We start from the raw sequence: 13,134 nt of genomic DNA, 5'->3' as shown, positions 1-13,134 counted from the left end.
GCATCCTACGACCCTTGCCAATCATTAGAGCTCTAACTATTCTGCGGACTCAATGATCAAGAAGGGTTCACCTGTGCGTAAGCTCTCTCACGTCCTGCTCTCCGCCGCGGCCGTCGCCCTGACCGCGGCCCTCACCACGGGCGCCGCGCCCGCGCCGTCCCCCGTGGGGACCGCGTTCACCCTCCCCGGCTCGAAGGTCTACCCGGAGGGCATAGCCGCCGACCCGCGCACGGGCACCGTGTACGTCGGCTCGTACGCGGACGGCACCGTGTACCGCGCCCGTCCGGGCGCCCGTACCGCCGAGGTGTTCCTCCCGTCCGGCACCGACGGCCGGCGCACGGCGAACGGCCTGCGCGTCGACGCCCGGGGCCGCCTGTGGGTCACGGACTCCACGGCCGGGGTGGCGGTGTACGACACGGCGACGGGCACCCGCCTGGCACGGTTCGAGGCCGCGGCGGACACCCCGCACTTCATCAACGACCTGACCGTCACCCCGGACGGCACCGCCTACCTGACGGACAGCGTCCGCGCGGTGATCTACCGCGTCACCCCCGGGCAGCTGCGCGCCGGCTCCGGCCCGCTGACGGTGGCGTACGACCTGAGCGGGCACGTCACCCCGCCGCCGCCCGGCCGTCTCACGCTCAACGGGATCACCTCGGACCGGGCGGGCCGCTACCTGCTGACGGTCGACATGACGGGCGGCGAGCTGCACCGCGTCGACCTGCGCACCGGCGCCCTGAGCCGGGTCGCCCTGACCGGCGGCGACCTCAAGGCCGCCGACGGCATCCAGCTCTCCCCCGCCGGCACGCTCCGGGCGGCGCACAACGTCACCAACACCCTGACCCGCTGGCAGCTCAGCCCGGACGGCACCCGCGCCCGCCTGACCCGCACCCTGACGGACGCCTCCCTCCAGATCCCCACCACCCTGGCCCACACCCCGGGCCGCACCCTGGTGGTCCGCTCCCAGTTCGACAAGGGCGGCCCCCTGACCCCCTCGACCGGCACCCCGGTCACCTTCTCGGTGGCCGCGGTCCGGGGGCTGTGACGCCCGCGGGGGCGCGGCCGCGCCGGCCGACGGGGGCCGGGGCCGTCAGAGGCCGGTCAGGTGCTCGGGGCGGACCGGGGTCTTGTTGAGCTCCAGGCCCGTCGCGTCGCGGATCGCGGCGAGGACGGCCGGCGTGGACGACAGGGTCGGAGCCTCACCGATGCCCCGAACTCCGTACGGCGCTTCGGGGTCGGCCAGTTCGAGGTAGTCGACCGGGATCGTCGGGGTGTCGAGGATCGTCGGGAGCAGGTAGTCCGTGAAGGAGGGGTTGCGCACCTTGGCTGTCCTCGGGTCCACGATGATCTCTTCCATCACGGCGACGCCCAGGCCCTGGACGGTGCCGCCCTGGATCTGGCCGACCACGGACAGCGGGTTCAGCGCCCTGCCCACGTCCTGGGCGACGGCCAGCTCGACGACCTTGACGAGGCCGAGCTCGGTGTCCACCTCCACCACCGCCCGGTGCGCGGCGAAGGCGTACTGGACGTGGCCCTTGCCCTGGCCGGTGACCCGGTCGAAGGGCTCGGTCGGGAAGTGCCGCCACTCCGCCTCGACCTCCACGACCTCGCCCTCCAGGACGTCGACGAGGGTGGAGAGGACCTCGCCGCCGTCGGTGACGACCTTTCCGCCCTCCAGGAGCAGTCCGGGGGCCGCCCACGCCGGGTGGTGCGCGCCGAACCTGCGCCGGCCGATCTCCAGGACCTTCTCGCGGACGAGCGCGCAGGCGTTCTTCACGGACCCGCCCGTCATGTACGTCTGACGGCCCGCGGAGGTCGAGCCGGCCGATCCCACCCGGGTGTCGGCGGGATGGATGGTGACCCGCTGGACCCCGAGCTCGGTGCGGGCGATCTGCGCGTGGATGGTGACACCGCCCTGGCCGACCTCCGCCATGGCCGTGTGGACCATCGCGACGGGCTCACCGCCCATGACCTCCAGGCGCACCCGGGCGGTCGAGTAGTCGTCGAAGCCCTCGGAGAAGGCGACGTTCTTGATGCCGACGGCGTAGCCGACGCCGCGGACGACGCCCTCGCCGTGCGTGGTGTTGGACAGGCCGCCCGGCAGCGCGCGCAGGTCGGCCGGGCCGCCGGCGGTCTCCCACTGGCGCCGCGGCGGCAGCGGGCGGGCCTTGACCCGGCGCAGCAGTTCGGCGACCGGAGCCGGGTGGTGCACGACCTGGCCGGTGGGCATGATCGTGCCCTGCTCCATGGCGTTGAGCTGGCGGAACTCGACCGGGTCCATGCCCAGCTTCGCCGCGAGCTTGTCCATCTGGGCCTCGTACGCGAAGCAGGCCTGGACGGCGCCGAAGCCGCGCATCGCGCCGCAGGGCGGGTTGTTGGTGTAGAGGCCGATCGCCTCGATGTCCACGTCGTCGACGGCGTACGGCCCGACCGAGAGGGACGCGGCGTTCCCGACGACCGAGGCCGTGGAGGAGGCGTAGGCGCCGCCGTCGAGCACGATCCTGCAGCGCATGTGCGTGATCCTGCCGTCCCGGGTGGCGCCGTGCTCGTAGTGCAGCTTCGCCGGGTGACGGTGCACGTGGCCGAAGAAGGACTCGAAGCGGTTGTAGACCATCTTCACCGGCCTGCCCGTGCGCAGCGCCAGCACGGAGGCGTGGATCTGCATCGAGATGTCCTCGCGGCCGCCGAAGGCACCGCCGACACCGGCCATCGTCATGCGCACCTTCTCCTCGGGCAGGCCGAGGACGGGTGCGATCTGCTTGAGGTCCGAGTGCAGCCACTGGGTGGCGACGTACAGGTCGACACCGCCGTCCTCGGCGGGTACCGCGAGGCCCGACTCGGGGCCGAGGAAGGCCTGGTCCTGCATGCCGAAGGTGTACTCGCCCTCGACGATGACGTCGGCGCGCTCGCGGGCCGCTTCGACGTCGCCGCGGATGATCGGCTGGCGGTGCACGATGTTCGGGTGCGGGACGTGCTCGGCGTGGTGGTCCTCGCGGTTCTCGTGGACCAGGACCGCGCCCGGGGCGAGGGCGGAGGCCTCGTCGGTGACGACGGGCAGCTCCCGGTACTCGATCCGGATCTTCGCCGAAGCGCGGCGGGCGGTCTCCGGGTGGTCGGCGGCCACGAGGGCGACCGGCTCACCGTGGTGGCGGACCTTGCCGTGCGCCAGGACGGGGGTGTCCCGGAACTCCATGCCGTAGTGCTTCACGGCGGCCGGCAGGTCCTCGTACGTCATGACCGCGTGGACCCCGGGAACGGTCAGGGCCTCGGAGACGTCGACGGACACGATCTCGGCGTGCGCGAGCGTGGAGCGCAGGGTCTGGCCCCACAGCATGTCCTCGTGCCACATGTCCGAGGAGTACGCGAACTCGCCGGTGACCTTCAGGGTGCCGTCCGGGCGCAGCGTCGACTCGCCGATGCCCCCTTTGGTCCGGGAGCCCTGGGTGACGTCGGTGGGGATACCGCTGGTGGTGCCAGCCATGAGCAGACCGCCTCTTTCCTGGTGTTCCTGGAGCCGCACCGGTCGGCGCCGGTGCCGGTGCCGGTGCCACGACCCCCGTGCGGGGCACCGTTCGGCGTGGCCGGAGCCAATGCCGGCCGCACGCACAGAAGTAGACACAGCGCCCCGGGGGGCGAGGCAGTCACCGATCGCTCAGAACCGGCTGCTCCGCCGCCTGTGGACGACCGTGCCTTCCGCCCGCCGCACCCCGTTGAACTGCGGTGATCCCTGTCCCGCGAGGCGTACGGCGTGAGAGGGTGACCGTCATGCGGCTGCGTGAACTCCTGGACACCGACGGGCTGGGACTGCGTCTGCTCGTGGTCCCGGACACCGACGGCGGCGTGCTCGACCGCACCGTTCGCGCCGTACCGACCATCGACCTGGCCGACCCGGGCCGCTTCCTCGACGGCGGGGAGCTCGTCCTCACCGGGCTCGCCTGGTGGCACGGGCCCGGAGACGCCGAGCCGTTCGTACGCGTCCTCACCCGGGCGGGCGTCACGGCCCTGGCCGCGGGCGAGGTCGAGCACGGGCCCGTCCCGGACGACCTGGTCCGCGCCTGCCGGCGGCACGGCCTCCCGCTCATCGCCGTGCGGCCGGAGACCTCGTTCGCCGCGATCACCGAACACGTCCTGCGCCGTCTGCACCGCCGGGACGTCGCCGGCCTCGCCGCCCTGGTCGAACGCCACCGGCGACTCCTGACCGACCGGGCCGCCCCGGACTCCGTACTGGAGCTGCTGCGGCACAGCCTCGGCCTCGACGTGCGCGTCCTGTCGGCGACCGGACGCCAGATCGCCGGGGCCCGCCCTCCGCTGCACCCCCGGACGGCGTCGGCGCTGGCCGCGCGGTACCTCGCCGCGCGCCGGGCGCACGAGCCGGCTCCGCACCGGGCCGCGGTCGGAAGCCGCCTCTACTCCCTGGTACCGGTGCGCAACGGCACCGGAGACGCCGCCGAGCTGGGCGACTGGCTGATCGCGGTGGAGGCCGACGTCTCGCAGTGGCCCGCGCCGGACACGGAACTCCTCGGCCGGATCGCCGAACTGCTCACCGACGCGCGGTCCGCGCACGAACAGGCGAAGGCGGCCCGCCGCGACCTGGCCCGCCGCAGCCTCGACCTGGTGTGCAGCGGCAGCGTCCCGCCCGAGGAGATACCCGTCAGGCTCCGCAGCACCGCGCAAGCCGTCCTCAGCGGGGTCGCCACGTGGCCGCGCTGCCAGTACGTGGTCGCCAGCGGCGCACGGGAGGGGGGCCGCCCGGTCCCCGCGCCGGCGCTGCGCGTACTCCTGGAGGAGGCCCTGGTCCAGCCGGTCGGCCCGGTGCGGGTGGCCGCGGAGGACATCGCCGCCACCGTCGACGGCGAACAGGCCGTACTCCTCGTCCTGATGCCCGAGCCGGCCCCCGGCCTCGACCTCGCCGCCCTGCGGCAGAGGCTCGCCACCGCCCTCGCGCGCTGGCTCGGCCCGACGGACAGCGTCTCCATCGGCGTCGGCTCGCCGGTGGCCGATCCCGGGAACGCCCGCCGGGCCCTCGGGGAGGCCCGCAACGCACTGCGGTCCGCCCAGGACGGCCCGGACCGGGTGACCGTACGCGGCCCCGACGACCTCACCGCGCACTTCCTGTCGCTGCTGCCCCTCATCCCGGCCGACGCGCGCCGGTCGTTCGCCGCCCGCCACCTCGGTCCCCTCCGCGACCACGACCGCCGCCACCGGACGGAACTGCTGGCCACGCTGGAGGCGTTCCTGGAGTGCGACGCGTCCTGGACGAGGACCGCCGCCCGCCTCCACCTCCACGTCAACTCCCTGCGCCACCGCATCGCCCGCATCGAACAGCTGACGGACACGGACCTCGCCCTGCTGGAAACCCGCCTGGACTTCCTGGCGGCCCTCCGGGCGACCTGAGCCCCGACACCGCGCTCCCGGATGTGATCCACAACTCTCCATTCTGATTTCTCTTGCAGCTGCCATATCCCATCCTGCAATCTCCCCATCAGGCCGATCCACATTCGGCGGATGATGTCCTTAGTGAGGAGCGGACCCGATGAGCAGCGAGCGCCCGGGGCTGTACGAGATGCTGGACGACCGGTTCCGTACCGGGCGGTGCATGAACGGTGACGAGGCCCTGGAGGTCCTGTACACCGGCTGCCGTTGGGCCGAGGGGCCGATCTACGTGCCGGCCTGGCGCCAGCTGGTCTGGAGCGACATCCCCAACGACCGGATGCTGCGGTGGGACGAGGAGACCGGCTCGGTCGCCGTGTTCCGCCGCTCCGCCGGGCACACCAACGGCAACACCCTCGACCGCGAGGGCCGGCTGATCACCTGCGAGCAGGGCAACCGCCGGGTGACCCGTACCGAACACGACGGCACCGTCACCGTGCTGGCCGACCGCTGGCAGGGCAAGCGCCTGAACAGCCCGAACGACGCGGCCGTGAAGTCCGACGGCTCGATCTGGTTCTCCGACCCCGACTTCGGCATCACCAGCGACTACGAGGGCTACCGCGCGCAGAGCGAGATCGGCTCCAACAACGTGTACCGGATCGATCCGGCCACGGGAGAGGTACGCCTGGTCGCGGACTGCTTCGGCGCGCCGAACGGGCTGGTCTTCTCGGCCGACGAGCGGCGGCTGTTCGTCTCCGACACCCGGGCGGGCTTCATCCGGGTCTTCGACGTGCGCGACGACGGCACCCTGTCCGACGGCGAGGTCTTCGCCGAGGCCGGGGCCCGGGAGAAGGCCCGCTTCGACAACCTCCGCTTCGACGACGGCGGCCGGCTCTGGGCGGCCGCGATGGGCGACGGCGTGCACTGCTACGACCCCGACGGCACCCTGATCGGCCGCCTCAACGTCCCCGAGGCGGTCGCCAACATCTCCTGGGGTGGCGCCAAGCGCAACCGCCTGTTCATCACCGCGGAGACCAGCCTGTACTCGGTGGTCATGGCGGTCACCGGCACCCACCCCACGGGCCCGGGCCACCGCCCCTGGCCGACCTCCCACTGAACCCGGGGGCCGCAACCAGCCCCGCCCCTGCGGAAACGCTCCGCCACAGGGGCGGGTCCGGGTCTGCCGATCCCCGAGAGGGGTCAGACCCGGACGTGCTCATCCCGGCCGAGGACTACGCGGCACTACGCGAGGGTCTACCTGATGCGCTCCCCGGCGAACGCCGTCGGCATCCATGGCGCACCGGCCGGACCTTCCACCAGACTGCGGAGGTGAGCGACCGCTACCCCTGCCCTTGTTGCGGGCACCGTGTGCTGAGCCTGATGCCCAGCTCGTACGACATCTGCCCCGTGTGCTTCTGGGAGGACGACGGGGTCCAGTTCCGCTGGCCAACCATGCCCGGCGGCGCGAACAAGGTCTCCTTGATCGAGGCTCAGAGCAACTACCGCGAGTTCGGCGCCTGCGACTGGCACGGCCGCCGGTACGTCCGCCCGCCGGCCGAGGGCGAGCCGCTCGACCCCGCTTGGCGCCCCATCGACCTGACACGCGACTCCTTCGAGGACTGGGACGCCGAGTCCCGTGCCCCGTGGCCCGACGACCGCTCGGCGCTCTGCTGGTGGCTCCCAACTTTTTGGCGCCGGGACCACACATGACCACCACCAGGCGATCTTCCGCTCCCGTTCCGGCGGCTGGACGCCGACGGCGCGTACGGCTCTCAACGCCTCGTCCCCGATCACGGGCAAGCCTGGTCACTCGGAGGAACGGGCGGGGAACGCCGCAGAACGAAAGAGGCAACGGGCAACACCGCCGAACCCCGATTCTCCAGGCGATAGCCGTGTCAGACTCGCTTTCGGACGCGAAGCGAGACGAGGCCACTACACCCCGTGTTCATCGTCGGGTTTCGCGTCGACCGGTGATCGTCTGGTGACGGCTCCCGTGAGGGCGGACGGCTCTCGCGGTCGCTGTTCAAGGGGAGGCTGATGATGAGCACGGCTTTACGGTTCGGCCCGGAGCTTCGCCGCTTACGCGTCGCAGCGGGGCTGACTCTTACCGAGTTCTCCGTTGCGCTCAACTACGACAAGGGGCACCTCAGCAAGGTCGAGCGCGGAGAGCGTTCCGCGTCCCCCGAACTGGCCCGGCGGTGCGACGCCTTCCTCGGCGCGGACGGCGAGCTGCAGCGCCTGGTCGCCCGCCCCGAAGTGGACTCGGACTCGGAGACCGCCGAATCCCCCGCCGGTCCGAGCCGCTGGCTCGTCGGGCGTCGGGCAGTCCTCTCAGCGGGCACGGGGGTGCTGGTCGACCTCGGCCTGAAACTGGGCGGTCAGGCGTTGTCCTCCGCCGATGACCCCCTCCTGGGGTCCTACCGCACGCAGTTCGACCAGCTGCGGAAGCTCGGTCAGTCCACGGCTCCCAAGATCCTGCTGCCCCTGCTGGAGACGCAGACCCGGATGGTCGCCGGGCTCGCCTCCGATGCCCGGTCCGCTTCCCGGGCCCCCGCGCTCCGACTCGCCTCGCGGTTCGCGGAGTTCACCGGCTGGATGGCCCAGGAGGCCGGGGACAGCGACGCGGCACTCGGCTGGACGGGCGAGGCCGTCGAACTGGCGGGCGCCGGGGGTGACCCGCACCTCGGCTCCTACGCACTGGTGCGGCGCGCTCTGGTCACCATGTACGGCGGGGACGCCGCCGGCACCGTCGACCTGGCCCGCCGCGCCCAGGGCAGCGAACTCCCACCGCGCATCAGGGGACTCGCGGCCCAGCGAGAGGCCCAGGGGCACGCGCTCGTCGGCAACGAAGCCGACTGCCTCCGCAGCCTCGACAGGGCACGGGAGCTACTCGCCGACGATGACGCCCTCCACGGCGCCGAGCCCGTGATCGGCACCTCACACGTGAGCGATCCGGCGGCGATGTCGACCGGCTGGTGTCTGTACGACCTCGGGCGCCCCAAGGCCGCTGCCGAGGTACTCGACCGGGAGTACCGCCGCCTTCCGCCGCACGCGCTGCGTACCCGCGCCCGCTACGGCTTCCGCCGGTCCCTGGCACACGCTGCCTCCGGCGAGGTCGAGCACGCGTGCGCGATCGCCCAGGATCTCTTGGGAATGATGCCGGCCGTGCCCTCAGCAACGGTGAACAGCGACGTCCGACGCCTCGCACGGGAACTGTCCCGGTTCCGGAGCAGCCACGCCGTGCGTGATCTGCAGCCCGCGCTGGCACGCGTACTCGCCCCCGCGCACGGCTGACGCCCGCACGACCGCCCCGGACGCATCGCCCGGCTCACCACCACCCGGCCCCTCCGGCCTTCCGGATCCCGCGATCCCGCGATCCCGCGATCCCCGAGGGCCTAGCTGATTCCCGCCCGCCGCGTCACATCGCGCCCCCGGCTTCTCCGGGCTGCCCACAGCCGGTGACACCCAGGCGGTGCCCCTCCCTCCGCACGCCCTCCTGTGGACGCGCCACGCCGTCACACGGTCGGGACCTCATGGCTCGGGCGAACCGGAACCCCGCTCCACAGCCCCGTGCCCGTTCATCGTCCTCACTCTCCCGAAGGGAACCTTCATGCACGACGTCTTCGTCAACTACCGCACAGGCGACGAGGAATCCGCCGCCACCATGATCGCTCGCGAACTCGCCCGAAGGTTCGGTGACGAGCGGATCTTCTTCGCCAGCAACTCGATCGACCCCGGACTCCGTTTCCCGGTGGAACTGGCCAAGGCGGCGGAGGAGTGCCAGGCTCTGCTCGCTGTCATCGGCCCACGCTGGGCGGAGGTACAAGGAGCCGACGGCCGCCCCGCGCTCGAAGCCGAACAGGACTGGACCCGTCGTGAGATCCAGACCGCGCTCGACCGCGGGGCCCTGGTGATCCCCGTGCTCGTCGGAAAGATCGCGCGGATCGACCGCACCGTCCTTCCGGACGATCTGGTGGAACTGGCGGACTTCCAATACAGGCGGTTCGACCACCGCAACGCCCAATCCGACCTGACGACGCTCGGGGACACCCTCGCCCGGCTGTTGCCCGAGCTGGGCAGGGCGGACCGCGACGGCCGTGCGGCAAGGGAGCGGACGGAGGCGACGTCACGCGAGAAGTCGGCCCGGGACACCGGACACACCAGGATGCGGACACGTGACGTCGAACAGCGCGTGCGCGGCGGCATCGGAAACCTCAACGGCGACCTGTCCGGCACCTTCGTCAACGAGCCGCAGGGACCCGTGAACACCGGCCGGGGCCACCAGTACAACGCGCCTCACTTCGAGGGCGACAACACCGGGGTCCAGTTCACCGCGGGCGACAACAGCGGTACGGTCCACCAGCGCTTCGAGCGCGAGCGCCGGCGCTCGGACGACGGGCGATGACCGGGCAGGACCACGTCAGCGTCAATGATCCGCACGGCCCGGTGAACAGCGGCGGCGGGCACCAGTACAACCTCTACGGCGTCGGCCCGGACTGGATGAGACGCAAAGGGGTCGAGTCCCTCCGGATCGCCCGCGAGGACCGGGTGCGCCTGGCCGACCGGTTCGTTCCCCCCAGGGGCTACCGCATCGCCGCCGACCACTTGGAGAAACCGGGGTCGGTGGTGCTGCTGGAGGGACCGCCCGGCAGCGGCCGCCGTGCCGCGGCGATCATGCTGCTGCATGGGTTCGGTGAGGAGGGGAGCACCGACGAGGAGAGGGTGCGGATCGAGGAGCTTCCCGCCACGGCCACGGAGGATGACAGGGACTACAAGTCACCCGCCCCCGGCGAAGGGGACCGTTTCCTTCTCGACCTCTCCGGAATCACCGACGAAGGGCAGTACACCAGGGCTCAGCGCCGTCTGGCCGTGTACCGGTCGAAGGTCCAGGAGGCGGGGGCCCACATGGTCGTCGTCTTGCCGTCGGTCATGGAGTACGCCCATGCGTCGGACTTCGAGCCGCACACGGTGAAGCTGGAGCGTCCCCGGGGCGTCGCTGTCCTCACCAGGCACCTCCGTATGGACCAGATGTCCTTCCGCCCTGCGGACCTGAGGAGCGCAGACCTCCAGGGCATGTGTGACCGCTCCCCCATGTCGGAACTGGCGCGGATCGCGGGGCTGGTGAAGGCCGCCCGTGACAGTGGCCGGTTCGGCTCCGACTTTGCGGGATGGCTCGACCAGGCGATACACGCGGTGACCGACCGTGCCGGTGAGGTGCGCCGCCAGATGGCCGCGGTCCGCACCGCGCCCGAGCGGGCCCTTCTGCTCGCGGCGGCAGTCTTCGAGGGGGCTCGCGCTGACACCGTCTACGAGGCATGGCAAGGCCTGATGAAGAAGGTGGGGCACAAGGAGGAGGTGACCTCCGAGTTCGCGCAGACGGACTTCGGGGAGCGGTTGAAAGCGCTCGGGATCGAGCGGGCCCCGGACGGACGGCTCCGCTTCGAGCGGCTGGCCTACGCCGATGCGGTACGGGCGTACTTCTGGACGAACTTCCCCGGGGTGCGCGACGAGCTCAGGGACTGGATCGACCGCGCCGCCGGGCTGGACGGTCTGACCACCGACGACCAGATGGACATCGTCGTCCGCTTCGGAGAGCGGTCCCTGGCCGTCGGGCGCCCCGACCACCTCTTCGACCTCGTGGTGCGCTGGGCGGACCGCGCGGCCAAGGCATCCGGCGAACCGCGAGCCGTGACGGCCCTCGACCTGGGTCTCCGACACCAGGAGTTCGGCGGATGGTTCCGCAAGCGGATCTACGAGTGCGTGGCAAGGTCCGGATCCGTGTCCGACGGCCTGGCCCGTACCCTGACGACCGCCTGCCACCAGAGCCTCGGCGCGACGCACCCGGATCAAGCGATGGTGCGCCTCCACTACCTCGCCGTACGGAGGGAGGAGGCGGCGCACGGAGCCCGGGAAGCACTTCTCGACCTCGCCGGCCGCGACCGTCGGCTCTACCGAGTGCTGATCGACCGCCTGCGGGAGCGGGCAGCTCAGGAACCGTCCGGGGCCTATCCCCATCTCCACCTGCTCGCAGAGCTGGTGAGGAGCGGCCGAGCACCGGACCCGCCCCGCTGGTCGGACCTGTTCCTGGGCTGGAAGACGGTGTTCTCCCAACCGCCGACGGAACTCTGGGACCCGCTGGTGAGCAGTTGGCTGGACACCGTGGCGGATGACCGTACGCAAGACATGGCGCTGGGCGTGATGGTCGGGGCGACGCACGGCCGCACAGCCGCTCTCCACCGCCTCTACGTCATCGCCTGCGACTGGGCACGGTCTGCGCGCCACCCGTCCCGGGCGGCCGTCGCCACCCTTTTCTGGCAGTACATCGACCAAGCGCAGTACGCCCGCACGGAGAGTACGGAGCGTGCGGGCGCCGCATCACGGACCACGGAAGAGGAACGATGAAACACCGCTTTCCCAGCCTGCTGTTCCTCGCTCTCTGCGGCGTCGCACCGGCTGTGCTCGGACACTTCCTGGACTGGTCGGCACTGTTGTCGGGTTTCATGTCCATGGTCACGGCCTCCGGTTCCCTGCTGCTCGTGATGACGGTCTTCAGCGGTGGCCGCGCGTCTCCCGACTCGTACGAGCCCGGGGAAGCCGAGCCGCCGGCCATGCCGACGGAGCAGCCGTTGCAGGAGGCACGGGTGATAGACGCGGCGCTGCCTAGTGCGACGGACGGCTACGACTTCCTCTTCTCCGCCACCGTGTGGTGGAGGCCGGTCACCGACCACCACGGCCAGTCCGACAGCGCCTCCTCGGCCGTCGCGGTCTCCTCGGTCGTCAGCCGGGCCCTGAATGTCGTCCGTCACCAGGAACCCGGTCGGGCGAGCTTCGCGCGGTACCTCCTGGAGGGGGAGCTGGGCACCATGGTCCCGGACCTGAGCGGACGGGTGATGGCCATGGCGGCCGATGTGACGCTGACCCTCGCCCTCGCCGACCGCGAACGCCTGCGGAAGCTGAACGACCTCCGCAAGGACGAGGAGATCTGGGAGTACGAGCGTCAGCACGAACGCAACAAGCGACGCTACCTCGGAGAAGACGTGCTCAAGAGCGCGGGCAGCGCGGTGGTGTGGTGGCTCGCCCGCCATGAGGACGAAATCGAGAAGGCGGTCCACATGATCGGCCCGCTCGCCCAGGTCGCGGCGGCTGCCAACGACGCGGAAGTGCCCGAGCTCTTCCGCCACCTGCTCGTCCCACCCGTGGGCGCACGTCACGAAGCGACCGTCGGGGGCCCGCCGTGGGACGGGAACGACCACGGAGGAGGGGTGTTCGACCGCGAGGAGGAAGTAGGGGTCTCGGATCGACTGCGCCTGCTGCTGACGGAGGCGGGCCTGAAGCCGGACATGGACGGCTACACGGTGCTCGCGCACCGCATCATGCGGTTCCTGAAAACGGAGGGGCTGGACGAGGCCGCCGACGAGATCAGGCGGGCCTTTGGCCTGGGTCCCAACGAGGCCCCGGACAACGCGCCTTCGGGTGAGGGCAACACCACCGGTTCCCGGCCGCCCCACTCCCCGGCCTCCGAGGGCCCGCCGTTCACCGACCCGGCCATGGCCCCCGATGCGGGCACGTTCACGCCGAGGGCGGCGGAAGACAGCCCGAACGTCGGAGGCCGGGGCCAGGATTGGTGGCAGACGAGCCACGACGACACTCCGTCCCCGCACTTCTGGGACCCGTCGCACAGCCCGCACCGGCCCGCCGAACCCGGCCCACGGAACGAGGACGACGAGAGCGGACTCTGATCCGGTAGACGGCCGGCTCTCCGAG

At 71.6% G+C, this 13,134-nt stretch carries 9 protein-coding genes; 8 read left to right on the top strand and 1 reads right to left on the bottom strand.

Annotated elements, in window-relative coordinates:
• Window positions 1-73 precede the first annotated feature (73 nt).
• On the top strand, window positions 74-1,045 hold the full coding sequence (locus ACZ51S_RS13050) for an SMP-30/gluconolactonase/LRE family protein (protein WP_468884422.1): 972 nt from the start codon (window positions 74-76) through the stop codon (window positions 1,043-1,045).
• Window positions 1,046-1,090: 45 nt separating this feature from the next.
• Here the strand turns inward: ACZ51S_RS13050 and ACZ51S_RS13045 are convergent, their stop codons facing one another.
• A complete protein-coding gene (locus ACZ51S_RS13045) occupies window positions 1,091-3,481 on the bottom strand; it encodes a xanthine dehydrogenase family protein molybdopterin-binding subunit (protein WP_468960745.1) in 2,391 nt (796 codons plus the stop codon).
• Between the two features lie 284 nt (window positions 3,482-3,765).
• On the opposite strand from ACZ51S_RS13045, the gene ACZ51S_RS13040 reads away from it, so the two are divergent.
• The 7 genes from ACZ51S_RS13040 to ACZ51S_RS13010 all read left to right on the top strand — a co-directional run bounded on the left by ACZ51S_RS13040 (window position 3,766) and on the right by ACZ51S_RS13010 (window position 13,109).
• Entirely contained in the window at window positions 3,766-5,394 is a 1,629-nt protein-coding gene (locus ACZ51S_RS13040; RefSeq protein ID WP_468884426.1) for a PucR family transcriptional regulator, read from the top strand.
• A 139-nt stretch (window positions 5,395-5,533) separates the two neighbouring features.
• On the top strand, window positions 5,534-6,487 hold the full coding sequence (locus ACZ51S_RS13035) for an SMP-30/gluconolactonase/LRE family protein (RefSeq protein ID WP_468960743.1): 954 nt from the start codon (window positions 5,534-5,536) through the stop codon (window positions 6,485-6,487).
• A 212-nt stretch (window positions 6,488-6,699) separates the two neighbouring features.
• Entirely contained in the window at window positions 6,700-7,080 is a 381-nt protein-coding gene (locus tag ACZ51S_RS13030; protein ID WP_468884432.1) for a CPCC family cysteine-rich protein, read from the top strand.
• Window positions 7,081-7,410: 330 nt separating this feature from the next.
• On the top strand, window positions 7,411-8,664 hold the full coding sequence (locus tag ACZ51S_RS13025; protein WP_468884434.1) for a helix-turn-helix domain-containing protein: 1,254 nt from the start codon (window positions 7,411-7,413) through the stop codon (window positions 8,662-8,664).
• 316 nt (window positions 8,665-8,980) lie between these two features.
• Window positions 8,981-9,775: a toll/interleukin-1 receptor domain-containing protein gene (locus ACZ51S_RS13020; protein ID WP_468884436.1), complete on the top strand. Its 795-nt coding sequence runs from the start codon at window positions 8,981-8,983 to the stop codon at window positions 9,773-9,775.
• On the top strand, window positions 9,772-11,772 hold the full coding sequence (locus tag ACZ51S_RS13015; protein WP_468884438.1) for a hypothetical protein: 2,001 nt from the start codon (window positions 9,772-9,774) through the stop codon (window positions 11,770-11,772). Before ACZ51S_RS13020 ends, ACZ51S_RS13015 begins: the two co-directional genes overlap by 4 nt.
• Window positions 11,769-13,109 (top strand): hypothetical protein, encoded by a 1,341-nt coding sequence (locus ACZ51S_RS13010; RefSeq protein WP_468960742.1) that lies wholly within the window; start codon window positions 11,769-11,771, stop codon window positions 13,107-13,109. Before ACZ51S_RS13015 ends, ACZ51S_RS13010 begins: the two co-directional genes overlap by 4 nt.
• Window positions 13,110-13,134 lie beyond the last annotated feature (25 nt).

The organism is Streptomyces sp. NPDC034043 (assembly GCF_055575675.1).
Note: the sequence above shows the minus strand (reverse complement) of the source record. Positions and strands in the feature narration are given on the sequence as shown.